23 protein-coding genes and 2 pseudogenes are annotated in these 22,655 nt (G+C 61.1%); 3 read left to right on the top strand and 22 right to left on the bottom strand.

Annotated elements, in window-relative coordinates:
* Positions 1-268: 268 nt before the first annotated feature.
* The 22 genes and pseudogenes from H9529_RS18040 to H9529_RS17940 form a co-directional block, all read right to left on the bottom strand.
* Entirely contained in the window at positions 269-763 is a 495-nt protein-coding gene (locus tag H9529_RS18040) for a DUF4411 family protein (RefSeq protein WP_092892233.1), read from the bottom strand.
* Positions 760-2,019, bottom strand: a complete 1,260-nt coding sequence (locus tag H9529_RS18035; protein WP_092892235.1) for an ImmA/IrrE family metallo-endopeptidase — start codon at positions 2,017-2,019, stop codon at positions 760-762. The genes H9529_RS18040 and H9529_RS18035 overlap by 4 nt, the downstream gene beginning before the upstream one ends.
* 439 nt (positions 2,020-2,458) lie before the next feature.
* Positions 2,459-3,109: a hypothetical protein gene (locus H9529_RS20945; protein WP_223814419.1), complete on the bottom strand. Its 651-nt coding sequence runs from the start codon at positions 3,107-3,109 to the stop codon at positions 2,459-2,461.
* A 41-nt stretch (positions 3,110-3,150) separates the two neighbouring features.
* On the bottom strand, positions 3,151-3,879 hold the full coding sequence (locus H9529_RS18025; protein ID WP_092892237.1) for a DUF736 family protein: 729 nt from the start codon (positions 3,877-3,879) through the stop codon (positions 3,151-3,153).
* Between the two features lie 124 nt (positions 3,880-4,003).
* The gene (locus H9529_RS18020; RefSeq protein ID WP_092892239.1) at positions 4,004-4,309 is read right to left on the bottom strand and encodes a hypothetical protein; all 306 of its coding nucleotides are present in this window, start codon (positions 4,307-4,309) and stop codon (positions 4,004-4,006) included.
* 100 nt (positions 4,310-4,409) lie between these two features.
* On the bottom strand, positions 4,410-4,871 hold the full coding sequence (locus H9529_RS18015) for a DUF6915 family protein (protein ID WP_092892241.1): 462 nt from the start codon (positions 4,869-4,871) through the stop codon (positions 4,410-4,412).
* Position 4,872: 1 nt separating this feature from the next.
* Positions 4,873-5,259: a DUF6878 family protein gene (locus tag H9529_RS18010; RefSeq protein ID WP_092892243.1), complete on the bottom strand. Its 387-nt coding sequence runs from the start codon at positions 5,257-5,259 to the stop codon at positions 4,873-4,875.
* A 125-nt stretch (positions 5,260-5,384) separates the two neighbouring features.
* Positions 5,385-9,647 carry a strawberry notch family protein gene (locus H9529_RS18005; RefSeq protein WP_092892245.1) on the bottom strand — a complete coding sequence of 1,421 codons (4,263 nt, stop codon included), beginning with the start codon at positions 9,645-9,647 and terminating at the stop codon, positions 5,385-5,387.
* Between the two features lie 129 nt (positions 9,648-9,776).
* Entirely contained in the window at positions 9,777-10,172 is a 396-nt protein-coding gene (locus tag H9529_RS18000) for a type II toxin-antitoxin system death-on-curing family toxin (RefSeq protein WP_092892247.1), read from the bottom strand.
* A complete protein-coding gene (locus H9529_RS17995; RefSeq protein WP_085880501.1) occupies positions 10,169-10,393 on the bottom strand; it encodes an AbrB/MazE/SpoVT family DNA-binding domain-containing protein in 225 nt (74 codons plus the stop codon). The genes H9529_RS18000 and H9529_RS17995 overlap by 4 nt, the downstream gene beginning before the upstream one ends.
* 51 nt (positions 10,394-10,444) lie before the next feature.
* Positions 10,445-10,591 carry an antitoxin PaaA2 family protein gene (locus H9529_RS21390; RefSeq protein ID WP_369596565.1) on the bottom strand — a complete coding sequence of 49 codons (147 nt, stop codon included), beginning with the start codon at positions 10,589-10,591 and terminating at the stop codon, positions 10,445-10,447.
* A gap of 20 nt (positions 10,592-10,611) precedes the next feature.
* Positions 10,612-10,917: a hypothetical protein gene (locus H9529_RS20940; protein ID WP_223814420.1), complete on the bottom strand. Its 306-nt coding sequence runs from the start codon at positions 10,915-10,917 to the stop codon at positions 10,612-10,614.
* A gap of 37 nt (positions 10,918-10,954) precedes the next feature.
* On the bottom strand, positions 10,955-12,889 hold the full coding sequence (locus H9529_RS17985) for a UPF0149 family protein (protein ID WP_176847315.1): 1,935 nt from the start codon (positions 12,887-12,889) through the stop codon (positions 10,955-10,957).
* Positions 12,890-13,352: 463 nt separating this feature from the next.
* Complete coding sequence (locus H9529_RS17980) at positions 13,353-13,871, bottom strand: type II toxin-antitoxin system YhaV family toxin (RefSeq protein WP_085880498.1); 519 nt, start codon at positions 13,869-13,871, stop codon at positions 13,353-13,355.
* Positions 13,868-14,194 carry a type II toxin-antitoxin system PrlF family antitoxin gene (locus tag H9529_RS17975; RefSeq protein ID WP_092892253.1) on the bottom strand — a complete coding sequence of 109 codons (327 nt, stop codon included), beginning with the start codon at positions 14,192-14,194 and terminating at the stop codon, positions 13,868-13,870. Before H9529_RS17975 ends, H9529_RS17980 begins: the two co-directional genes overlap by 4 nt.
* 125 nt (positions 14,195-14,319) lie before the next feature.
* Positions 14,320-14,973, bottom strand: coding sequence for a DUF6927 domain-containing protein (locus H9529_RS17970; protein ID WP_092892255.1), 654 nt, complete (start codon positions 14,971-14,973; stop codon positions 14,320-14,322).
* Positions 14,974-15,076: 103 nt separating this feature from the next.
* On the bottom strand, positions 15,077-15,670 hold the full coding sequence (locus tag H9529_RS17965) for a regulator (RefSeq protein ID WP_092892257.1): 594 nt from the start codon (positions 15,668-15,670) through the stop codon (positions 15,077-15,079).
* A gap of 74 nt (positions 15,671-15,744) precedes the next feature.
* Positions 15,745-17,727: a ParB/RepB/Spo0J family partition protein gene (locus H9529_RS17960; protein WP_092892259.1), complete on the bottom strand. Its 1,983-nt coding sequence runs from the start codon at positions 17,725-17,727 to the stop codon at positions 15,745-15,747.
* A gap of 156 nt (positions 17,728-17,883) precedes the next feature.
* Positions 17,884-18,273, bottom strand: a complete 390-nt coding sequence (locus H9529_RS17955) for a DUF3768 domain-containing protein (RefSeq protein ID WP_092892261.1) — start codon at positions 18,271-18,273, stop codon at positions 17,884-17,886.
* An 87-nt stretch (positions 18,274-18,360) separates the two neighbouring features.
* Positions 18,361-18,570, bottom strand: a complete 210-nt coding sequence (locus H9529_RS17950) for a DUF6330 family protein (protein ID WP_092892263.1) — start codon at positions 18,568-18,570, stop codon at positions 18,361-18,363.
* Positions 18,571-18,595: 25 nt separating this feature from the next.
* Positions 18,596-19,534, bottom strand: coding sequence for an ArdC family protein (locus tag H9529_RS17945; protein WP_092892265.1), 939 nt, complete (start codon positions 19,532-19,534; stop codon positions 18,596-18,598).
* 40 nt (positions 19,535-19,574) lie between these two features.
* Positions 19,575-20,045: pseudogene (locus tag H9529_RS17940) on the bottom strand (hypothetical protein).
* 318 nt (positions 20,046-20,363) lie between these two features.
* On the opposite strand from H9529_RS17940, the gene H9529_RS17935 reads away from it, so the two are divergent.
* From H9529_RS17935 to H9529_RS17925, 3 genes and pseudogenes are all read left to right on the top strand, one after another.
* Positions 20,364-20,714 (top strand): MbcA/ParS/Xre antitoxin family protein, encoded by a 351-nt coding sequence (locus H9529_RS17935; RefSeq protein ID WP_092892267.1) that lies wholly within the window; start codon positions 20,364-20,366, stop codon positions 20,712-20,714.
* A 114-nt stretch (positions 20,715-20,828) separates the two neighbouring features.
* A pseudogene (locus H9529_RS17930) lies at positions 20,829-22,041 on the top strand (IS256 family transposase).
* A gap of 44 nt (positions 22,042-22,085) precedes the next feature.
* Positions 22,086-22,565, top strand: a complete 480-nt coding sequence (locus H9529_RS17925) for an RES family NAD+ phosphorylase (RefSeq protein WP_223814418.1) — start codon at positions 22,086-22,088, stop codon at positions 22,563-22,565.
* The last annotated feature ends 90 nt before the right edge of the window (positions 22,566-22,655 follow it).

Genomic DNA, 22,655 nt, shown 5'->3' with positions numbered 1-22,655 from the left:
GCGCGACGGACCGAAGGGCCGTTCTCCCCTGCGACACGCGAAGCCGAGCAGGGGAGGCCGAGAGGCTTGCACCAAGGTTGAGATGCAGGCGACTACGCTGCCGACTATGTGAAGGACTTACTCCAGCATTCGATATGATGGGCGAGAAGCAGAACTTCGCTGCGGATCCGCGCGCCTTTCAGTCCTTTTTAAAAGCAGACTTTGGGCGCGAAGCTCAACCAGGCTCAAAGTCACCGCGCACGGTATTCATCGCGCTTCGAAGGAATGCTTAGGTCACCGTGAAATTCATCGCGCGATAGAGTTGGAAGTCATCCACCCAATTGATCCCGAGATCGTCACATGCATCCGGCAACTTAGTTGATCCAAGACGCTTCGTCCGCTTTGACCTCTCTCGTGTCACCACCGTTCGGTTATTTGGATCGACGAGTGCGTACGCAGCCAGAAACGGGTCCTTTCCATACTTGGTGTGCTCAATGTCATCGAAGGCTGGATCGGCTCCCTGATATCCTTCGTTGATGACTTGTTGGATCAGCTCGGGATTGACCTCCTCATCAAGGATCAGAGCAGCTTTCACATCAGGTTCATTGATCCATTGGACGTGAAGACCATCGCCAGTAAATTCTTCGTGAACCTCCCAAGGCATCTTGATCGACCCGGCTTCCGCTTGAGCCTGCACCCAATCCCAGAACGGCTTCATTCGGTCGACCGGATAGAAGGTATCATGGGCCTCAATCAGCGTGTTAGCGTCGAGCAAATACATCATGAGGCATGGCCATTGCCTTGCACATTCCTCCGCCGGACGCCCTCTACGAATTTAAGAAATCCTGGAATCGAAATGGCTTTGGCCCCAAGCAGCCGCGCGGCATTAGTGTGGGTCAGGTTGCGTTCTTTGAAATTGCGGTGCACGACATCGACCAACGCATGGCCAAGATTGTGGTACTTAATGACATAGCCCGAAGGGCCACTGTCATTTTCTTTCTGCTTAGCCTTCTCTTTCTTAACGTTGGCCAGCCATCTTTGGTGATATTCTTGGCGCAACGATTGATAAGCCCCATCGGTCAATTCTCCAGTGCGCTGAAACCGATAGGCCACCATTGGTTCACTGACCGACCAGCGGCTTGCGACAAGATCGATGCAAGCGCGTGCAGCTTCGGTGTCGTTGGCGCCAAATTTGACGCCGGCCTTGCGAAAATAACCTTCTGGCAAAAGAAATTCGCCAGCCACGTCGTTGCAGAACCGCTCAATCCTGGCGGAATCTGTTTTCGGCTGCTCCGTGGAGACGCTGCCACTAACACCGGACTGCCCAAGGAGAATATGAGCAAGCTCGTGGATCAGCGTAAACGCACGCGCGGGTCGCGCGTCCTTTGCGTTGATCACAACAAAGGGTGCGACGGGGTCGGCAATAGCGAACCCGCGAAAAACATCGGCACCAATCGAGAGCGTGTGGTGGCCCAAGTCACCAAGCACTAAGACGAAGACACCGGCGTCTTCAGCTGCAGCGCGCAGCCGTCCAAACAAGGCATTTGCGTCGCCCTTCCGCAAGGAAATGTCGGTGTGATCAAATGCCAAGGCATTTGAGATCATCTCGACCACCTTGCCGACGCCAAGGCCAATGTCTGCCGATCCAACAAACTTCGGGGCTTCGAAGTCTTCCTCATCAAGAAGGACATCTCGGACCAGCTCTTGCCGGGCTTTCACATCACGTAAAAGCGCGTCCAACATGCCGTTTTCACGTTGACCACGTGAATCCGGCGTCTGGCGAAAATCCTGGCCGCGCTGTCCAGTCTTCGGGGGTTCGGCCAAATAGAAGGTGATCAGTGGCCGTTTGTAGACGTTTGCGAACTTGGTCAATTGATTGCGGGTAGGCTGCTTCTCGCCTGCTTCCATGGCGGCGAGTTTCTCCACAGCGCTGCTTTTGGGCGACTCGCCAAAACCCAATTTGCGCGCGGCATCGTCGACGTCAAATCCGGCGGATTGACGTGCCCAAATGAGGATTTCAGGATTGACGGCGATGGACATGTTTTGGCTTCAAAGGTCTGATCTGCCCACTACACTTAGGTCATCTTGAGGCTTGATCCTAGGCGAAGTTGGTTCGACCATGCGGATTTCAGGCCCGTGTGAGGTGCAAGACTCACTTCTGATGTGATGGTCTGTCACCGTAGTCGACTCTGCTGCTGTACACCGTATCACTGCAAGCATGGTATGGCTTTCCCCTAGTGCACATCTCGCCGATGTTTCATTTGGGACGCTGCGCCGCAGCAGCACCTCTAGTCTTCGGATGGCTGCTCCGTACCGTCCATGATCTGACTGCAGACGATGGCTACTGGTTCCGCAAAGCGCACATCCTGCCCACGGTCGCCGCCTGCAAATCTACGTTGACTTACGATTTTGACCCCATCCACTCGGCAGGTGAACCAACTCACGAAGTACCAGAACCAGGAACCGGTTTACCGTGATCTTACACAGCGTTGCCAGGCCGCAGGGGCATGGTTTCACGCTCGGGGCGCTTCAAGGCTTCAGCGTATTTGCGGGCATTGTCGTCGATCGTGCCGTGCCAGAGCTTCGATACGAACGCCCGGGCCTCCCGCACCGTCATGTCTTTCAGCGAAGAGGACATCACCATGAAAAGCTCATCCTCGCTGATCGCGGCGGCACGGTGCATGGCGTCCGCGTAAAATGATGGGTCGTTCAGGACCTGATCGCTCAGCGGCATCAGCGCGAGGTTCTCCTCCGGGATCGCCATGAGGATCGTGTCCTGCAGGTCGGTCAAATAAGCGCGGCGCGATGTGGACACCGGCTTTCCCGCCGCCTTGGCCTCCTGATATGCCTGTCTGGTCTTGTCGAGCTTCGCCGTCGCATGGGACATGATGACGGCGCGCTTTCGGGCGGGTAGCGCAAATCCGGTGCAGCGCTCGATATGAGCGAGGAGGTCTGCAACCTCTGCCTCAACGTCGAAGCTCTCGAACCATGGAACTGTTCCCGATTTCGTCGCCACGCGCCCGCCCTTAATACTTTGATAGTATATTATCGTATAGCATTTGCGCCAGATCGCAAGCGGTTGACGCCCTTGATGCAGCCAGACATGGAAAAAGGGGAACCGTGGTCCCACGGCTCCCCTTTGGGTGCGGATCGTCTCCTCTCGTGCGCTGATCACGCGACCAGCGACAGCCCCGCGCCCGCGTCCTGCGGCTGCTCGCCGCTGTCGATGAACGGGATGATCGAGAAGGTCTGCCCGCCGCGCTGTTCTTCGTTCTGCACCGCGTTGACCCGCAGATCGCCATCGGGCGTGTTGATAAGCAGCGACAGGTAGTCGTTGCCGGTGCGGCTGCTTTTCGCCATCCAGGCCGAGCCGACGCGGATCGGCGTGCCACGCGGCGAGCTGACCTCGATCCGGTAATCGGGGTGGGTCTCCTCGGCTTTGTAGCTGTTCTCGATCAGCATGAACTCCAGATCGAACATCATGTTGGCGATGTAGCCGGTGAAGGCATTGTCGGCATCCATCGCAGTCATCTCGCCCGAGATCGACCCGGATTTCATCAGGCCGTTCGAGACCAGCGGGATGATCTCGAACGCGCCGCTCTGGGCCGCGCGCGCCTCTTTCGTCTGCACCGCGTTGACCCGGAACGGGCCAAGACCCACGTCAAGCTGCATCGAGATGTAGGGGTTGCCGCTGGTATTGCCGGTCTCGTTCCAGGCCGTGCCGATGCGCACCTTGCGGCCCGACTTGTTGATCGCCGTCACGTCGTAGTCCGGGCTGCGCGCGGACATCTTGGCCCGTGCCTCGAGCTGGATGGCGATGTCAAAGCGCGTCCCGTGGATCATGCCGGAGTACTCGGCGGCCGCGGTCTCGACATTGCGGGTGAGGGTTCCTGCGAACATGGGATGGTTCCTTCTGGATTGGCCGGTGCCTGACGTCCTTGCCAGCGCATCCGGGATTGCTTTCTCGACCCCTTGAGGGATCACAAACCAGAAAGCCTGCTTTCCTTTCAGCCCCGCCCGCGGGTCAGAGCTGCCGTCCGAGTGGGAGTGCTCCCGCGCCTCCGGGTGCTGCGCCCCTCCCCTGCCCGTCTTTTCTTGATCGATGACCCGGGTTTTCCTCGTGGTCCTCCTCCGGGCCCGCGACGAAGAACTCCGCCTCATCTCCGTTCAACCGTTGCCCGCCCCGGTCGGTCAGACCGATGCAGCTGCCGTTCGGCACATAGGTGATCAGGTACTGACCGAGCCGGTCTTTGTGCACGCGGTATCCGGTATTGGCCCAATGCACGGTCTGGCCGGCATCGACGGCGGCCTTGATTTCATCGATCGTCATGCGATCCTCCAAAAGAAATATGGTGGGGAAACGGCGCAAGAAGCCCGATCTTCAAACCGGGCTTCCGCGCAGCATTCATTTGGCGAAGAGCCGAGACCTGTCAGGCGCTCTGCGCCGTTTGCATCGCGCGCGCCGCCATCCAATCCTTGAGGCCAAGAACCGTTCTGCCGGCTGCGACCTCGGACACCCAGGCAGCCCTTGGATCGCCGCAGGGGTTGATGCCGACATTGCCGTCGATATGACCATTGGCCATCCATGGCTCTGGCTGGATCCGTCGCAGCCAGTCCGCCATGCTCGGGATGCGGCCCTGGCAGTCTTCGCGGACATGTTGTTCGCCAATCCAGCGCACGGGGATGTCTCGTCCCGCGCTATTGGTCAGGGTCAGGCCGAAGACACGTTCGGCCTCGAACAGACCTTGGGCATGGTGGCGCAGCGCCCTGTGCGTGAAGAGCGCGAGGTGCTCTTTCGAGGCGTCGAACCAGTCGTGCACAGCCTGATAGTCAGACGGCACCCCGCCGAACTTCCGGGCTGAGCTTTCGGCATGATGAAGCGGGTGAGCCATCTCAAAGCCCCTCGTCATAGCTGTGCGAGCAGTCCACGAAACGGTCCGCGTGATCGAGGGTGATACTGTCGGCTGCGATGTCCCAGGTCAGGGTGCCATAGCCGCCCTCGTTGTTCTCGAACCCCGGGTGATGGTGATAAGCGAGCGACCAGGCGAAGTCGCCAACCTCTGTGGCAAGCGCCTCTGGCAATTTGACCTCCACAGGCTGCACCGTCACATCCTCGACATTGCCGGAGTCGCCATAGCCTTCGTATTCGGCGGTGACCTCGCTGATGCCGAGCGTGCGCAATTGCGCGACCAGCGCTTCTCTGGATGCCTTCAGGGAGGTTTCGCGCTCCGCGCGCCACTCAGCCGCCAACGCGGCATAATCGATCTGGGGATTGGTCATGGGTCTGTCCTCTTGTCTGGAGTTTGGGGCGGGGCCGGGCATGGCATTGGTCTGCCCGCACCCCGGAAGCGCAGACCGGCCAAATCCCGATCCGCGACGCCCGACCCGAAGCCCGCTTTCACTTTTCAGGCAGCTTGTTCTGCCGTCATGGCGGGTCCCCGCCCCACGATCCGGGCCAGAATGCCCGCTGTATCGACCCCCTCCCGATGCGGCAGGAACACCCGCAGCTGGAAAGCAATGATCTCCGTGAAGCAGCCGAGGGCCTTGAGGCCTTCGATTATGCCCTTGTCCGCGCCGCCCAGCTCGAGGCGCATCTCGCCCGCGACGCGGCGACGGGTCAGGGTCAGACCCCGGCCCAGATCGACCGGCGCGCTGCTGCCAAGGGCGGCGGTGAGCATCTCATGCGGCGTCTGTGGATTGGAGACGAGGAAGCGGGCGCGCAGCGCTGCCGCCCCTTCCTCGCTCAGCGTGCGCCCGATCATCGCGGTCACCCCGTCGGGCGTGACCCGGTAGATACGCTCATTCGTGGTCGGAATATCCTTCCAGATTGGCAGCAGCAGTCCGGTCAGCAGGTAGAGCTTGGTCGTGGTGGTTTTGGGCAGAGCTGCGGCCTCTTCATCCCAAAGCCGGGTGAACTCGGGTCTGTCGATGTCTTCCCAGGCGGAAGCTTCAAAGCGCGCCTCCTCGAGATAGCTCGACCCGTTCGGCCGCACCGCCTTGCGCATCAGGGTGACGATATCCTCGTCATACATCTGCATGGGCCGCGCCGAGATGAGCGCCGCGCGGCCGGAGGCACGATTGACCATGGGCAGCTTACCCGGATTGCGCGACATGGCCTCTTCGGCGCCGAGGACGTGGACCGGGTCGGTCACCTCGAGACCGATGATCCGCGTCACGGCGCCAGATTTCGGGCAGGTCCAGAGATCTTCGGTCGACACCTGCTCGATCCTTTCGCCACGCAGGGTTTCCACGCCAAGATCGAGCGTGCCCGCCGCGCGCGCCCGTTCGGTCTGATCGGCGATCCGCCTCATGAACTCGGCAAAGAGCGCGTTCTGCATGTGGATGGGAAGCGCCAGCACTCGGTTCAGAAACCGCTGGATCGGCGGAAGCTCTTCGAGCAGCACCCCGTCCTTGTCGATCAGTCGCAGGGCTGTCCAGTCGGTGAAGCTCTCGTAACTCATCGCCTCGGCGCGCCCGGCGGCGAGATCGGCGTAGTAGCCGCGCAGCGCCGCCCGCGCGATCGGACTTTCGAGATTATCCTCCTCGCGGAACATGCCTTGCGAGCCGGTCTCGCGCTGGCCCTTGGTCAAAGCCCCCAGCTGGTCGAGGCGCTTGCTGATCGTCGAGGTGAAGCGCTTCTCGCCATGCACATCGGAGGTGCAGACCCGGAAGAAGGGCGCGCTGACCTGGGCCGAGCGATGCGTACGTCCGAGCCCCTGGATCGCCGCATCCGCGCGCCAGCCGGGCTCCAGCAGGTAGTGCCGCCGCCGCTTCTGGTTCTTCGCCGATCTCGAGGCATGATAGGAGCGGCCCGTCCCGCCCGCATCGGAGAAGATCAGGACATCCTTCTCGCCGTCCATGAAGGCTTGGGTCTCAGACGAATTGCTGCTGGCGGCACGCTTCTCGATGAAGAGATGACCATCCTCGGCCTTCAATGGCCGGATCGATCGGCCCGTGACTTCTGCCACGGCCTCGTCGCCGAACGCCCAGAGGATCTGGTCGAGCGCCGAAGGGATCGGGGCGAGCGTCATCAGCTCCATCATCGCCGCGTCACGTAAAGCGAGCGCTTCGCGCGAGACGACCAGCGCACCGGTCTCATCCCGGAGCGGCTCGGCCACCATGTTGCCGTCAATCTCCACGAGCTTTTGCGCATGAATCGGGAAGGCCTGTTCGAGGTAGCCAAGAACATAGTCGCGCGGCGTCAAGGCACCCTCAACGAGTTCATCCTCCGGATCCATCGTCTCGAGCCGCCGCTTCAGCAGGCTCTCACCCGTCGAGACCACCTGGATGACGCAAGCGTTGCCCGCCGCCACATCGTCCTCGATGGCGCGGATGATGGTCGGCGCCTTCATGCCCATCAGGAGATGGTTGAAGAAGCGCTGCTTCGTGCTCTCGAAGCGCGATTTGGCAGAGGCGCGTGCGGCCGAGGCATTGGTTTCACCAGAGGCGTCGTTGATGCCGGTGGCTGTCAGCGCCGCTTCGAGATTTTGATGGATCGTCCGAAACGCGCCGGCGTAGGCGTCGTAGATCTCGGTCTGCGCCGGGGTCAGCGCATGCTCGAGCACATCGTATTCCACGCCATCGAAGCTGAGGGCGCGCGCCGTGTAGAGCCCGAGCGTCTTGAGATCGCGCGCGACCACCTCCATGGCCGCCACGCCGCCCGCTTCCATCGCCGAGACAAAGCTCTCGCGGCTCGGGAAGGGGTATTCGGGGCCCTGCCCCCAGAGACCGAGACGCGCCGCGTAGGCCAGGTTGTGAACACTGGTGGCGCCCGTGGCAGAGATGTAGAACACGCGGGCACGCGGCGCGGCCAGTTGCAGCCGCAGCCCTGCAAGGCCCTGCTGGGAAGGTTTGATCCCCCTGCCCTCACCAGACCCGGCAGCGTTTTGCATGGCATGGGCCTCGTCGAAAGCCAGCACGCCGTCGAACCCCTCGCCCATCCAATCAAGGATCTGGGTCAGCCGCGTGGTGCCGCATTTGCCTGCAGAGCGCAGCGTGGCGTAGGTCGCGAAGAGGATGCCATCGCCCATGGGGATGGGCTGGTCCGGTTTCCATTTGGAGAGCGGCTGAATGTCGGCGGGCGAGCCACCGAGATCGGTCCAGTCGCGAATGGCGTCCTCGATGAGCGTGGCGGACTTGGAGACCCAGATCGCCTTCCTGCGCCCGGCAAGCCAGTTCACGAGGATCAGCCCGGCGCATTCGCGTCCCTTGCCGCAGCCGGTGCCGTCCCCGAGGAAATAGGCGAGGCGATAGGCGCTTGCGTTGGGATCATCATCGGCGCGCGTCAGCTTGGTCTGGTCGTCATCAATCGTAAACCGCCCCGGCAAGTCACGCCCGTGGGCATCATGTGCCATGATGATGGTCTCGAGCTGCGCCTCGGAGAGGTGTCCCTCCTCGATCAGCTTGGCAGGCAGGCGCAATTCCGCACTGGCCGCGCCTGAGGGCATGGGCGGTGCGACAGAGGCCATGGCGATGCTCTCGACGAGTGGCGTGGGATGTTCTTGCGCGCCCGCGATCTCGATTCGCTGCGGGCGGTATCGCGCATAGATATCCGAGACAGGCGTGTTGTCGCGCGGGGCCTCAAGGCTTGTGAAGGTGAGCGGGATGGCGGCATTGGCGCGGGGCTTGGCGGCGGCGACAACATCAGCTGGGTGCTTGCGCGCGACAGATGCTGGAACGACCGGCCGCGCAGGGGGGACTGCTGCCGCCCGTTGGGTAGAGCGCGCCTCCGACCGGGTCGCGGCCACGGCGTCGACATGAGGAAAAGCTTCATCCAGATCCTGCACAGGGACGCGGATGAACTCGCCGTCCTTCTGCACCTTGTCGAAGACCATCAGCTGGGTTTCTACAGAGGTGCCGAGCTTGCGATAGAACTGTCCCGGCATCGTGAGAACCAAGCGCGGCGTGAGGAGGCCGCAGGCGCGAGACCAATGCGCGGCATCACGCTCGGGTGTGAACCCGGGTGGCATAATCGCCACCAGCCGCCCGCCGGGTGCGAGGCGCTTGGCTGCGGCGATGAGATGTTTTGCAGCGATGTGCTTGTCCCGGGAGCGGTCGACCGAGGAGGCGAAGGGCGGATTCATCACCACGACGTCGGGTAGAACCGGCGTCTGCAGCAGATCGTCGATATGCTCGCCGTCATGGCCTGTGACCTCGCCGCCGAAGAGGGCGCGCAGGAGGCGCTGGCGAAAGGGGTCGATCTCGTTGAGCAAAAGCGTGGCACCGGCCTGGGCGGCGAAAGCGGCGAGGGCACCGGTGCCAGCCGAGGGCTCCAGCACGGTCTCATCCTTGCGAATGGCTGCCGCCCGCACCGCCAGGGCCGCAAAAGGCAGTGGCGTGGAAAACTGCTGCAGCCGGATCTGCTGCTCTGACCGACGCGTTTCCGTCAGGAGCCGCGAGGCGAGGAGTTTAGCAGCGGCAATGTCACCTGCCGCGGTGTCCCCACACACCAGCACCCGGATGGCCGCGGCCTGCATCAGGTCGTAGGCCATGCGCCAGTCCCATGCGCCCCCGGCATCGCTGCAATGAAACGTCTCGCGCATGATCCGCGCGAGCGCTGAACTACGCAGGGGTTGGTTGTCGATCTCCGCGCCGATTTGCGCCAGCGCAGAGACGAGATCAGCGTCGGAGATTGAGAGAGCCGGGTTTGCCGGTTTGGGCCTGGACATGGGGATTTTCCTTTGGATCAGGGTCTGAGTTCCAAAGGACAAAAAGCCCACTTTTCCCTTTTGCGGATGAGTATCCGAAATCAAAAACAGGGTCAGATCAGAAAGGACCAGACAGGATCGCCAATGCGATCAGACTGCGTCGGTCTCCGTGGATAGGTCGCGCAGCCATGTGGCAAATGCGTCCTCACTCACCTGATCGGCGGCAAGGTCTTCCATCATCCGGACACCCTTTCCGGGATCGGGTCGCAGATACACGCCATTGAGCCGCAAGAATGTAAAGGCTGCCACGAAAGCGGTGCGCTTGTTGCCATCGACAAAGGCATGTGCTTTTGCAATGCCATAGGCATAGGCCGCCGCGATCGCGAAGACATCTGCGTCCTCATAGGACGCCCGGTTCAACGCCCGGGCGCATCCCATTTCCAGAAGAGCCGGATCACGGGTCCCCGGCGCACCGCCGTGGCGCGCGATCTGGCGATCATGGACGACATACAAGGCCGCCATCGGAACCCAGACCCAATCGCTCATGCAAGTGCTTGAAGCAGATCGCGGTTCTCATCCATGACGATCTCGGCTGCCGCAAGTGCGGCCTGCAGCTCGGGGTTTTCCGTCATCAGCTTCAGCCCGCCATCATCCGTGCGCACCGCATAGAGGGTATCCCCCTCCTTGGCATCCAGAAGCGCGAGCATCTCGGTGCTGAGTGTCACAACGGCGGAATTGCCGACTTTGCGGATTTTTGCTTCGATCATGGTAGGCCTCCCGTGGTTATACATATGTATATACGCAACCTCTGCACTAGGTCAAGTTTGCTCCTGGCACTTTTCGTCAATCAACGTCTGCAACTGATGCATCGCGTGGGCGTGCGATATCGGCGGGCGCGGGTCTTTGAGCGCTTCCTGCACCCTGGATCGAAACCAGGCATCGTGGGACTTCGTTTCAGCGGTCACGGAAATGGTCGTCGAGCCCCCTATCCAGAAGCTCGCCTAGGTAACTCGGTATATCGGTAACGCTCAGAACGACCTGAGACCGGCGGTCGGGGGATTGGACCTTGGACCCGTCGACTTTGTCGCAGGCCTGTTTGCGATCTGAAGGCTGTTTCAACTCGGGTCTCCCATTGACGTGTTGATCCAACGTTACAGCAAAGTTTCCCGAACGATAAGAGCCTTGAAATCTCTATCTCTTTCATCGCCTCAAGCCACCCTTCGACATAGGCGGCGCTCTGGTCGAATTCAGGTTCTACCCCGATTTGCGTGCAAAGCATGCAGTTTCCGATTTCCGCGACTTATCCTGACAGTCACCCAAGAAAGCTATCATTTCTGCTTGTCACATTGCTTGATCAGCCATTTGTGCAAGGCGGGAGCTTGGTCCGGTTTGGTTTTGAAATCCGCCGCCTGTTCGAGGAGCGCGCGCATGGCTTTGCCGTCTTTGCCGAGGGATTTGTTAGGCCAATGGGGTTTATGCGCTTCCCATGCTGTTAAATAGCCGTCAGCCCAGATGGAAAACAGGACCGGGTCCGCCGGGAACAGCGCCTCCGCCGGAGCGCCGTCCCGCAGCAAGGACAGACGGTGATTGTAGGCTATTACGATCAGGTCGAGGAGTTTTTGCAAGTCCGCATCGGAGGCGATATCTTCTGCCACGACATTGAAAATCGTGATGATCCACTCGGAGGGTTTGATGAACTTGGGAGCGGTGCAAAGACCTGTCAAAAAGCCTTCCATCCAGGCGGGTGTGATCTTGGCCGGACGCAGAAGCTTATCCAGCGCCTTTTGTTCCTTTGTGCCGAACGGTGCGACCTCGGCGTAGGTTCCCGGGGCCGCGCGTTCTTCGGTGACCTCAAGACCGCCGAACGGCATCGGCGGCGCGTCCTGATGAACCCACGCCTCAAAGCTCATGGCGTGCACGAAATGCATGATCGGGGCCTTCTTCAGGTCGCGGCCCTCGGACATGGCCTGGGCCACGGCGACAAGCTCAGGCGTTGTGGGGTTCTTTGCAGCCGCCAGCAAGGCGGCATTGCGGGCAAAGATCATGGCCCAAAAGTCGCGGCGGGTCTCCAGATGCTGCCAAAGCTTGCGGGTCATGGCATTTTGGGTCGTTGCACTTTCGATGGCATCTGACGATGCGTCGCTGTCCTCGAACCAGCTGTCCGAGATCGGGAAGTGATCAGGCCAATGCTCACTCGCCATGATCAGGCTGCCGCGTGCGCGGACGGAGAGAGTGGAGACGGCGCCTTCGGGGTCAGCAATGGCCGCGATGTCTGCAATATCTGCCGATCGCGGGCGCAGATCGGCAAAACCTGCGGTCTCGACGACATCGAGCAGACCCGCGGCGGGCATTGTCCCGTTCGCTTGACCGTCCGCAAGCGCCCAGGACAGAGCGGTGAACGCATAATCTGTTGTTGCCTCCAAGGCGCCTGACTCATTTGCAATCTGCGCGATCATCTGTTTTTGCTCGGAGGCGCTGGTGCACGGAAGCACAAAAGCGTCTTTCACGCCAAACCCCTGTTTGAGCAGCACCACCGCCAAAGCACGTCGGCCACCCGATTGAATGGCCATAGAGAGGCTCTGCGCACCGCTGCCATCGACCATCGAGGATACAACGCGGTGGATCTTGGGTTTTGAGCGCGTGTCAGTTGCCGGCGTCCCAGTTTTGAGGGCGGATCGGATGATCTCATCCATACCGCGCAAGGTGTCAGGGTCTTGTAGCCAGCTTCGGATCAAGGTGATGCGCGATAACAAGGTTTGAGACAGATCACCCGCCTGCTGGCGCAGAGCGAGACCGGTTAGCGCGCCGGAGCTCACCGAGGCGTCTGTCGCAAGAAGCAGCGCTGCGGCGGCATCTCCACATAGGGACTCTGGTCGGGTAGCGAGTTTGCGAATGAAAGCAAAGCGCGCTTCTGGCGGCAAGGTTGGCAGCATCTCGTCCAGCATCGCCAGCATGGCCGAAACCGAGTCTTCGCCGATGTCATTGAAGATGCCGTCGAACATCTCATCGGGGATGTCGGGAATGCCGTTGATGTCAGCAAAGGCATCCGGGTCTTCGGAGATGACCGCATGGGCCAGCGATGGTGGCGGGGTCAGGCCCGCACGCGTCCAGGCGCTGGAGAGAGACAAGGCCGTTTGGGATGTCAGGTCGGCGTCGAGCAAGGCCACCACATCGCGCATGTCATCCAGGAAGGTGCGCCCTTTGCGCTGCCCGTTCTCATCGGCCATGCGGGCCTCATCCAGTGCGGCGACCAGCATCGCCATCTGGCCGTCCGACAATGGGCCACTTGCGGCCTCTTGGATCAGCGCAGCGCAGAGGTCCGGGCGCGTCAGAAGATCCTTGCCACACCGCCGTAAAAGCTCTGACTGCTGCAACGGCAACTTTGGCGCTTCCACGGCCCGAACCATCTTTGAAAGAAACGCGTCCACCCTGATCCCCCTCGGTTGACATCATTGCATTGCAGAAAGTTTGGTTCTGCCCAAGGCAAAACCATATCTTGGCCGATTACTCCCCCGAAATCTGCCCTATCACGATGCGAATTCGCGCGCGTTCCGCCTTGAGAGAGGCCCGCTAGAGAGCTGGCAATCGCTTCTCTTTGAGCAATGATTTGACGTCTTCCTCTGCCTTTTGCCAGGCTGGCAGGTGGCGCGCGCGGATACAGGCGTTCGGGCATTTGGTTGACAGCCATAGCGCTGCCTGTGCGTCGCGGGCGCTCCCAAAGCCATCTCAACGGCCAGGCGCCGCTTCAAGAGACTTCTCGAAACGCTTTTCTGCCGTCGCGGCTTCTTTGATGAGCGCGTCGAAACTGTCAGGTGGATTGCCATCTTCCAACATCCCTTTGAATGTCGCATAGGCATCCGTTTTGCTGCCGTAGGCGCGCAGGGTCTTGTCGTCGTTCACCCATGCCACCACGATGACCTTCGCGTCACTGTTGAACCGGTAGAACAACCTATACTGTTGGAAGAATTTCGCCCGGAACCAGTGCTTGCGATGATCGCCGAGTGTGCCGCCTTGCCGGAATGCCGCGGCACCCGGATCCGCCGGTATGGCCTCGGTCACCAGCTTGAAGATAGCGGCCAGCCGTTTCGTGCAGTTCTTTTTGCGCCAGGTCTTGGGATCGCGCGTTCTTCGCGCCTCGGCCTCGAGGGTCAGCCCTTCGAGCTGATCAAGAAAGAGCGGATGCGCATAAATCGACCATCCATTTACGACGAGTGGCGCTTGGGCGGGCACGGTATCGCCAGTCATTCATCCTCGAGCGAAAGCGGGGCATCGAGATCGACGTCAACGTCTCTGACCAGTGATGCAAGACGGTCATGCAAAGCGCCATCGAACGCCCGAATGCGGTCCGGATGCGCCTTGATATCGGCCTCGACAAAATCGAGAAAGGCGCCAAGCACGGGATCTTCCTCGTCGGTGCGCACGGGCTCGATATAGACCCTGCCACTCGGCTCGGTGCAGTAGCGAATCTGGTCGCCTTTGCCCAGTTTGAGCTGCTTGCGCACACCCGCCGGCACGGTCGTCTGATACCGATCCGTGAGTTTCGATACATCTTGTGCGAGCGCTGTCATGGCAATCTCCTGAAAGAAAGGGGTCTTTACTGCTTGCGTTAGGTAATGCATTTGCATTGCCTTGTCAAGACAAGCCGCAGAATTTGCTCTCGCCGGACCGGCCGATCAACCGTCCGACGCAGGACCTAATCTCGCCCGGCCAGAAACTCCGCCAACACCGGGCTTGACGCGCCTTTCGCGGAACTGAGGAGAGCCGATCCGGCGAGCGAGGCTTTCGAGAGGCGCACGAGGCCGCCAGTTTCTTCGATGCGATAGCACCGCCGCTTTTGCCACCCCCGCCTGTAGTGGGTGGCCGTGACGATCTGGCAGGTACTGCCATCACTCAAGCTGACGGGAGCGGCGAGCTTGATCCTGTCGCCTTCCTGGTAGTCCGGGATCGCGGCCCAGTCCCTGCAGCGCTGGCGCCAGGCCTGCGCGTAGCTGTCGAAGTCTTTCAGACCGGAGAGCAGGTTGAGCAAAGACAGTGGCGCGCGGGACTCAACGGGGCCGGCGCTTTCCTCCATGTCCTTGTAGCCCCAGCAACCGTCGTCGTAACGCGTCAGGAACACCGCCCCGAAGGTGATGGAGCCGTCTGCATCGGTCACATAGGTCGCGTCATCAATGGGGGTTCCGTCGATGTTTGTGACCCGCGCCGCAGCATACCAGGTGGAGCCGACCTTGCAGGCTTTCACCAGTTCGGTCTTGCGCGTGTCGGTCTCGAAGCTGCAAAGACGAGCGATTTCCGCTTTCTCATCCGCGCAGGTCTTGACGCGGCGGTCGGTGTAGAAGAGCCATCCCATTTCAGAGTCCTTTCTCTCATTGGGGAAAATTGTTGTCGCCAATGTCCCGAGAGGGCCGCAGGCCCGGCAGGGTATTGGCGATGCTTGTTTGAGAAAGGGCGCGTTATGCCGCCCTCCGGTCATCGATCTCCATCAGCGCATCGAGCGGTACGCGATAGGGCTGCATCGCGTCGAAATCCTCGCAATTACCGCAGTTCTGCACGATCGCGAAGGTATCGCAGGCATCCTTGAGGATGACCCGGAAGGTGCCGCCAAGGCCCGAGGGCACCTCGTAGGTCCCGCCGATGAGATAGTCCGAGGCCCGGCGCACGAAGACACGGATGCTGTGGCCATCTGTGGCGAGCCGGATCGTCCCCTGCCCCCGGTCTATGAGCACCTGCACATCATCGAGGATGTCGGTGTAGAACTGGCCGGTCAGATCGCGGAATGCGATGCGCCGTTGCGCCATCCAATCCGTATCGCGAAACGGGTTCATGCCATCGGCGAAGGCGAAGGAGGGATCGGCCTGCTCGGTGGTGACGATGCGGGTGGTCGTGCCATCGATGCCGTTCGAGCGCAGATGCACGCCATTGCCGACGATGAGGATCAGGGCGGGGCGATCAATGGGCCCGTTCCAGTTGGGCAGGAAGGTCTTGCAGGCGCGCGCATGGGCGATCTGCGCCGCGACGGCTGAGGCAGAGAACTTGAGAATAGCCATGGGGATGTCTTTCGGTTGGGTGTGAGAGGGTCGACCCGCGCGGGCGGAATGTTTCGCGCGGGTCGCGTGATGCGTCAGGCCGCCTGCGCGACCTCGCCGTCAGGTTCCGGGGTTTCCACGATGGGCGCCGTCTCATCACAGGCGACACCGGCGGTCTGCATCATGGGCGGGCACCAGGCGGCCACCGCAGCGCGCTGCGCGTCCGTGAGCGTGGCGAAGGGCTCGGCAAAGAGCTTGTCGCAGAAGGCGACGATCTCCTTCTTGCTCGACGAGGCCAGCGTTACCGCCTCCTGGGCGAGACCCAGATCCTCGCCAAGGATCTTCAGGAGCCAGGCCTTCTTGAAGCGGTTGAACAGCGCCGCGTTCGGCGTCCAATGTGCGCGAATGTCGGGCATGACCTCGATCTCGAACTCATGCATCAGGCTGTCGCGCCTAGGATCCCGCGCGAAGCAGGACTGCGTGGTGCTGGCCGTGGCATAGGCCACGAGCTTGGCCTTCTCACCCGCATCGAGCGCGCGAAACGCCGCGAACTGATCGGCGGGCGCGCGGGCGTCATCGAGCCAGGACAGATCAAGCGCATCATGCGCTGCCGCCACCTGCTCGAGCGAGGTCTCGTCGATCTCGTCCATCTTGGCGTGGTTGCGGTATTCTTTGCGGGCCTCGATCTTGATCGCCTGCGTCACGGCCATTCCGCTGTACAGAACGTCACTCACCAGCTTGAAGAGCGTCAGGTCAAGCGTGGCCTCCGGATGCAGCGCCATCGCGGCGCCAAGGGCCATGGCCCGCTCTGTCTTGAGATCCTCAGCCAGCGAGGCCGGGTAGCTGATCTCGCCAGCGTCCGGGGCCTCCTCCCCCGTCTGGTTACTCGAGGAGCCGCACGCGCCCTCCTCTTTCACGGTGTCCTCGGGGCGCACGAGTCCCACATGGAGCGTGACCTTACCGCCCGACCACGACGCAATCACACCAGAGCGCGCGAGGTCCTCGGCGCTGTAGGCCTCCTGCAGGTCGCGGGCTTCCTCTTCCAGGGCGTCCACGCGGTCGTCGAGAGCAGTGTAGGCGTCCTCCTCGAGCCCCTCGTCCTCCATCTCGAGCTGCAGTTTCTCGAGCTTGGCGGTGATCTCATCGATGCGCTTCTGGGCGGCCTCATCCGGCTCGATCGGGCCGGGATAGACGCGACCGAAGTCGGCCATGGTCGCGTAATCATAGCGCAGCATCGCATCCGCCCAGGCAAAGCCCAGCCTCATACGGGCGTCCTCGGCGGCGGCACCGAGCTTCTCGAGCAGGATGGTCTCTACCAGCGCCGCATCCTCGAGCACGGAATGCTCTTCCAGAAGATCAGCCGCGACAGCGCCGCCTCGTGCCACGTAGTCTTCGCGCACGAAGGCCCCGATATCGTCGCTGACCTGCACCCCGCGGGATTTGAGCGACTGACGGACGGTATAGGCCTGCAGATAGCCGCCGTCTTTCGTGAGCGCCTCGAAGACCTCGCGCTGCGCCTCCTGGCTCGGGTGCTCGGCGAAAGCCTTCATCGTGTCGAGCGTGATCACCTTGGCCCGGGCCGCGGCGCGGATGTCGGGGTGGATCAGGCCGTAGCGCAACCGGCCTTTCACGGCAGCGACGGTCGTGCCGAATGTTTTGGCGATCGTCTCGGGCGTCTGGCCGTCGACCTCCATCATCCGGGCGAAGGCCTCGAACTCGTCGATCGCGTTCATCGGTGCCTGGGTGACGTTCTCAGCGAGCGACAGGGCTGTGGTCACGTCGCAATCGTCCGGAACAAGTCGGCAGTCCACCTTGGTCTTCGCGGTGAACCCCTTGGCAGCCTTGTCAGCGACCAGCTCCTTCAGCGCGGCGTGACGCCGGCCGCCGGCGAGCACGGCGTATTTACCATCGATCTTCTGGACCAGGAGCGGCTGGAGCAGGCCCAGCACGGCGATGCTGGCTTTCAGATGCGCGATGTTCTCGGGGTCATAGGTTTCCGGGGATTTGCTACGCACATTGGCGGGATGCGCAATTAGCTCGCCAATTGCGACAGTGAAAGGGGCAAAGTTTGCGGTCATGGGATGTCCTTTCCGATAGGTATGAAACGGTCTGCGCGATCATCCGCGCGACCAATCCCCGGGTTCGGGGATCAAAACGACAAAAGGCCCGCTTTGCCCTTTGAGGGTCAGCGGGCCTTGAGTGTCGGAGGTGTAGGATTGAGGCTGCCCCCTGCCCTACCAGTCGCGCGCCAGCATGATGGTCAGCACGCGCATGGTGGTCGCGGGGTTGTCCGGGGTCTCGGCCCCGTATCGGAAATCCGAGTCAGCCTCGTAGAGATCGATTTTCCAGAACACGGTCTCACCCCGGATCTCGACCGCCCCGAAATCGTGCCAGCCTTCGGGGTCATTCTCAGGCTCGAATGTGGCAAACTCACCGGTCGCCTTCACCGCATCGGCCATGACGCCGTCCCCGGCCTCCATGAGAGGCCGGGTGACATGCATGCGGCCCTGGATGGGCTGCTCGGGCGGGATCCCGAGACAGGCGAGCTGGCGGAACGCGTCGTTTTGCGCGGCGATTACGGTCGGATCTGGGCGGTCTGTCTGGGATTGAGCGGTACTGGTCATGGGGCTCTCCTTTGAGAAGTTGAAACACCCCTCTCAAAGCCTGCTTTTTCTTTTCCACGTGGCGGAAGAACCGAGGCCGAAGGTGCCCTACCCGAACAGCCCTCTGGGTCTGTAGTTAGGGTTGGGGATGGTTTCGATCCAGCCGCCCTTTTCCGTGATGCTCTCAAGCGCTGCCGAGAGCGGATAAGCACCCTCGGACTGGCTCCACCAATAGGCACCGCGTTCGAAGGTGATGATCCTGCGGCGACCACCAGGGAAACAGGCGACCCGCAGCGTCTTTGGGTCCTTGTGTGACATGGGAATCTCCGTTTGTGGGGTGTTATCAGGCAGCCTCGGCGCTGCCCCCTGCCCTGCCCGCCTCCGAGCTGGCGATCAGGTAGTCACAGGCGCGCTGCGCATCCGCGGCGTGCTTGAAGATCGCGGTTTTGTCCGAGCGCAAAACGCGCAGCCAGTTGTAGAGGTAAGCGGCATTCATCTCGAGCGTATGCGCCGTGAACCCAAGCTCCTGTCCCAGGAAACAGGAGGTCAACTCGGCCACAATCTCTTCGCGGGCGTAAGAAGTATTGCCGAACCGCGAGAGGCCATAATCGCGGTTCAGCCGGTGCGGTGCCTTTGTTGCATGGGCCAGCTCATGGGCCCAGACTCCATAAAAATGTCGCGGGTCCTGGAACCTCTCAATAGAAGGCATGAAAACTTTATCGACGGGCGGCAGATAGTAGGCCTCGCCGCCCGCGAATACCGTGGTGATGTCGATCGCATCGAAGAATGTCTGCATATACGGGATGGGCTCAGCAGGGGGATGTTCGGGCGCTGGCTCCGGGTCTGGGTAGAAGCTGTCGGGCAGACCCTCGATCTGGCAGGCATTGAACACGCGGTAGGATTTCTGGAAGCGGAAGATCCGGGCTTCCTCGGAGCGATCATCGCTATCGCTGCGGTCATCCTCGCTGTCGGCGTCTTTCCGGCTTTGACCATAATACACCACGACGGAGGACTTTTCGCCCTTGCGGACCTTTGCGTCCAACGCATTGGCCTGCGGGATGGTCATCCAGAAGGGCGAAGTGTAGCCTGCCATCATCGTCCGCATGGTCAGCAGGAAGTTGTTGACGCCCTGATAGGCCTCGCCGCCCACGCGCAGCGGTTTTGTGCTGCCGCCAGCGGTCCAGGGCTTGCGCCACGGCAGGACGCCGCGCTCGATGATGCGGATGATTTCGTTTGTGATGACCTCGGAGGCATCGAATTTGGGCGTGCGGGATCGGGCCATGGCTGGCGTCCTTTCGTGTGTTGATGAGAGAGAATGGGATTCAGGTTGACCGACGGGTGCGCGGATCGTTGGCGATCCTCGCACCGAGCTTTTCGACCATGTCGATGTAGGTGGTCAGTGAGACGGACCTGCCGGGCCCCCAAGATTCAGGGTCGATCGATCCGTCCCGCGGCACGCGGGGCAGGTTCGCGAAGGCGATCACATCGGTGACGGGTCGGATATCGATGAAGGGCGTCCCTCGTGCGACCGCAAGAGCGGCCAAGGGAAAGCGCTCGATCGGCGCGAGCGTGGACACGGTGGTCCAACCGAGATGGATGAACGTCCCGCCATGTCCGCAGATCACATGCGCGTCCGGCAATGTCGCCGCCTGCCTGAGATAGCCGAGGTCACGCAGGACGGTGCCGCGTTCGAGTCGCTGCGCCAGCCTCGCCTGACCGGCTCAGCGCAGTTCCTTGTGCCGCCACCATGAGTCAGCGGTTACGCGCAGCACGCGCAAGACACCTGTTTGCATCGGATTGCCCTTCGTCAAGAAAGACAGGCCGGAATCCGGCCCGGACCCGTCCGAGGAACCCCAAAGGCCCTCATCCGTCAGTCACAAAACCCAAAGGACACTTTCTCTTTTTGGCGGGCAGAACCGGCAGGGCTGGCAGCTTCTTCAAATATACGTCTCGGGCAGTGCTCAAAGCACCAAGACCTGCGGCATTTTCCAAGATGTGCGTGTTACCGGGACATGAATTCCTTGGGAGAAACGCGGAGTTCACTGCTGTTGACTTGATATTCAGCAATATTGCCGCTATATACCGTCATAATCACCGTATGGAGTAACGTCATGCACATCACGAACTTCGCAGAAGGCGGACAGTTTGAACCGCGCAAGATCGCAGCAGCGCTGCGCACCTCGGCAGAGGAGATCGCAATGACGGTTGGTCTTGGCAAGGATGCCATGCAGCGGCGGAGCCGTATCAGCTCGGACAAGACACAGCGCCGTTTGCGCGAACTTGTTGAGGTCCTCAATAAGGTCGAGCCGCGGTTCGGGTCGGAATTGATGGCTTATGCCTGGTATCGCTCAGAGCCCCTGCCCGGGTTTGACGGCCAAACCGCGATGCAGTTGGTGCAGGAAGGCAAGGCGCAGCAAGTTCTCGAATACATAGACGCGGTCGACGCAGGCGTCTTCGCCTGATGCCTCTTACGGCTGGGCGCTATGCAGGTCCTCTCTATTGCGCCCTCAACCGAGAGTGTCCGATCTTCTGTGTAACTGGGATCTGGTCCATGCTTCCTGAGAGGAGCAAGGACGATGACGATTTCCAAGGAACTGCTGGACGAACTTCTGAAGGGCTGCGAGCGGCCTGAAGATTTGCTTGGCAATAACGGCTTGATGAAAGAGCTGAAGATCAAGCTGATGGAGCGGATGCTGGGCGCCGAACTGACCGCGCACCTGGGCTATGAGGACGGCAAGGAGGCGCCGCCCGATCAGGTTAACCGCCGCAACGGCTCATCCGCCAAGAGACTAAAAGGCCAAGACGGCGAACTGCCGATTGCCGTGCCGCGTGACCGGGACGGCAGCTTCGAGCCTGAACTGGTGAAGAAGGGCCAGACCCGGATCGATGGGATGGACGACAAGATCATCGGGCTCTACGCCGCCGGTCTGACGGTGCGTGATATCCGCGCCCATCTCGAGGACGTCTATGGCCTTCAGGTCTCGCCTGACCTGATCAGCCGCGTCACCGACGCCGTGCTGGACGAGGTCCGGGAATGGCAGTCCCGGGCGCTGGACCGAATGTATCCCATCGTCATTTTCGACGCGCTCCGGTGAAGATCCGCGATGCTGATAGCCGCATGGTGAAGAACAAGGCCGTGTATGTTGCCCTGGGCGTCTCACGGGACGGTGTTCGCGAGGTTCTGGGCCTGTGGATTGCCAGAACGAAGGGCCAAATTCTGGCTGTCGGTGATGAACGAACTCAAGAACCGGGGTGTCCAGGATATCCTGATTGCCGTCGTGGATGGCCTCAAATGCTTCCCGGACGCGATCAACCGCCGCCTTTCCCGATGCCACAGTCCAGACGTGCATCGTTCATCTGGTGCGCCATTCCCTGAATTTCTGCGCCTGGAAGGATCGCAAGGCAGTCGCCGCCGATCTGCGCCTGATTTACGGCGCTCCAACCGCCGATCAGGCTGCCGCCGAACTGGATGCTTTCGAGGAAAAATGGGCCGAGAAATACGCCTCCATCGCTCCGGCATGGCGGCGGGCATGGCAGGAGGTGATCCCGTTCTTTGCCTTCGATCCGGCGATCCGCAAGATCATCTACACCACGAACGCCATCGAAAGCCTGAACCGTGTGATCCGCAAATCGATCAAGACCCGTGGTTCGTTCCCGACCGAGGAGGCTGCGACCAAGCTGATCTATCTGGCGATCCGCAATTTCGAGAAAGGTGGGCGGAATGTCCGGGAATGGTTTGCGGCCCGAAACCAATTCGCTATCATGTTCGACGAACGCTTCAACGCGTGACTGTATCTGAAACCCGCATGGACCGGGCCAGATACACAGAGTTCATGACACTCCCCCTCAACCCTGTCTATGCGCGTGAACCTCTCTCCGGGCGTGGTGCTGAACTCTATGGAGGGCGATTCAACGCGAAGGGCACCCCGGCCCTCTACACCGCGCTCGATCCAACCACGGCGTTGCGCGAAGCAAACCAGGTCGGAAGCCTGCAGCCCACGATGCTTGTGTCCTACGCTGCCGATCTTGGCCCTATTTTTGATACCCGAGACGCAGACGCAGTTGCTCAGTACGGCATGACGAAAGGCACACTCGCTGATCCGGGCTGGCGCGCAAGGATGCTCGATGAGCAAACTGTTCCGACGCAGGACTTTGCCGCCAGTCTCATCACTGACGGCTTTGCGGGGCTTCTGATCCGAAGCTTTGCCAAGGGGACATCGGTGGTAGACAACAACATAATCCTGTGGCGCTGGACTGGCGAAGGATGCAGACTTGACGTTGTGGATGACGAAGGCCGACTGTCCCGGATGTAAGAAAGCTTGGTTTAGCACGCCACCATCCTGATGTTCTGAGAGGTCAGTGCAGATCGGCATTCCACCGGGAGTGACGACGGTGCCCTCACC

The sequence above is a fragment of the Roseicitreum antarcticum genome (assembly GCF_014681765.1).
Classification (GTDB): Bacteria; Pseudomonadota; Alphaproteobacteria; order Rhodobacterales; family Rhodobacteraceae; genus Roseicitreum; species Roseicitreum antarcticum.
The sequence above is the reverse complement of the archived record's forward strand: the minus strand, read 5'-3'. Positions and strand labels throughout refer to the sequence as shown.

What these genes read in the sequence shown, in the direction of transcription:
- H9529_RS18040 (WP_092892233.1), bottom strand. Translation starts at nt 763, where the DNA reads ATGATGTATTTGCTCGACGCTAACACGCTGATTGAGGCCCATGATACC.
- H9529_RS18035 (WP_092892235.1), bottom strand. Translation starts at nt 2,019, where the DNA reads ATGTCCATCGCCGTCAATCCTGAAATCCTCATTTGGGCACGTCAATCC.
- H9529_RS18025 (WP_092892237.1), bottom strand. Translation starts at nt 3,879, where the DNA reads ATGTTCGCAGGAACCCTCACCCGCAATGTCGAGACCGCGGCCGCCGAG.
- H9529_RS18020 (WP_092892239.1), bottom strand. Translation starts at nt 4,309, where the DNA reads ATGACGATCGATGAAATCAAGGCCGCCGTCGATGCCGGCCAGACCGTG.
- H9529_RS18015 (WP_092892241.1), bottom strand. Translation starts at nt 4,871, where the DNA reads ATGGCTCACCCGCTTCATCATGCCGAAAGCTCAGCCCGGAAGTTCGGC.
- H9529_RS18010 (WP_092892243.1), bottom strand. Translation starts at nt 5,259, where the DNA reads ATGACCAATCCCCAGATCGATTATGCCGCGTTGGCGGCTGAGTGGCGC.
- H9529_RS18005 (WP_092892245.1), bottom strand. Translation starts at nt 9,647, where the DNA reads ATGTCCAGGCCCAAACCGGCAAACCCGGCTCTCTCAATCTCCGACGCT.
- H9529_RS18000 (WP_092892247.1), bottom strand. Translation starts at nt 10,172, where the DNA reads ATGAGCGATTGGGTCTGGGTTCCGATGGCGGCCTTGTATGTCGTCCAT.
- H9529_RS17995 (WP_085880501.1), bottom strand. Translation starts at nt 10,393, where the DNA reads ATGATCGAAGCAAAAATCCGCAAAGTCGGCAATTCCGCCGTTGTGACA.
- H9529_RS17985 (WP_176847315.1), bottom strand. Translation starts at nt 12,889, where the DNA reads ATGGCGATGCTGGTCGCCGCACTGGATGAGGCCCGCATGGCCGATGAG.
- H9529_RS17980 (WP_085880498.1), bottom strand. Translation starts at nt 13,871, where the DNA reads ATGACTGGCGATACCGTGCCCGCCCAAGCGCCACTCGTCGTAAATGGA.
- H9529_RS17975 (WP_092892253.1), bottom strand. Translation starts at nt 14,194, where the DNA reads ATGACAGCGCTCGCACAAGATGTATCGAAACTCACGGATCGGTATCAG.
- H9529_RS17970 (WP_092892255.1), bottom strand. Translation starts at nt 14,973, where the DNA reads ATGGGATGGCTCTTCTACACCGACCGCCGCGTCAAGACCTGCGCGGAT.
- H9529_RS17965 (WP_092892257.1), bottom strand. Translation starts at nt 15,670, where the DNA reads ATGGCTATTCTCAAGTTCTCTGCCTCAGCCGTCGCGGCGCAGATCGCC.
- H9529_RS17960 (WP_092892259.1), bottom strand. Translation starts at nt 17,727, where the DNA reads ATGACCGCAAACTTTGCCCCTTTCACTGTCGCAATTGGCGAGCTAATT.
- H9529_RS17955 (WP_092892261.1), bottom strand. Translation starts at nt 18,273, where the DNA reads ATGACCAGTACCGCTCAATCCCAGACAGACCGCCCAGATCCGACCGTA.
- H9529_RS17950 (WP_092892263.1), bottom strand. Translation starts at nt 18,570, where the DNA reads ATGTCACACAAGGACCCAAAGACGCTGCGGGTCGCCTGTTTCCCTGGT.
- H9529_RS17945 (WP_092892265.1), bottom strand. Translation starts at nt 19,534, where the DNA reads ATGGCCCGATCCCGCACGCCCAAATTCGATGCCTCCGAGGTCATCACA.
- H9529_RS17935 (WP_092892267.1), top strand. Translation starts at nt 20,364, where the DNA reads ATGCACATCACGAACTTCGCAGAAGGCGGACAGTTTGAACCGCGCAAG.
- H9529_RS17925 (WP_223814418.1), top strand. Translation starts at nt 22,086, where the DNA reads ATGACACTCCCCCTCAACCCTGTCTATGCGCGTGAACCTCTCTCCGGG.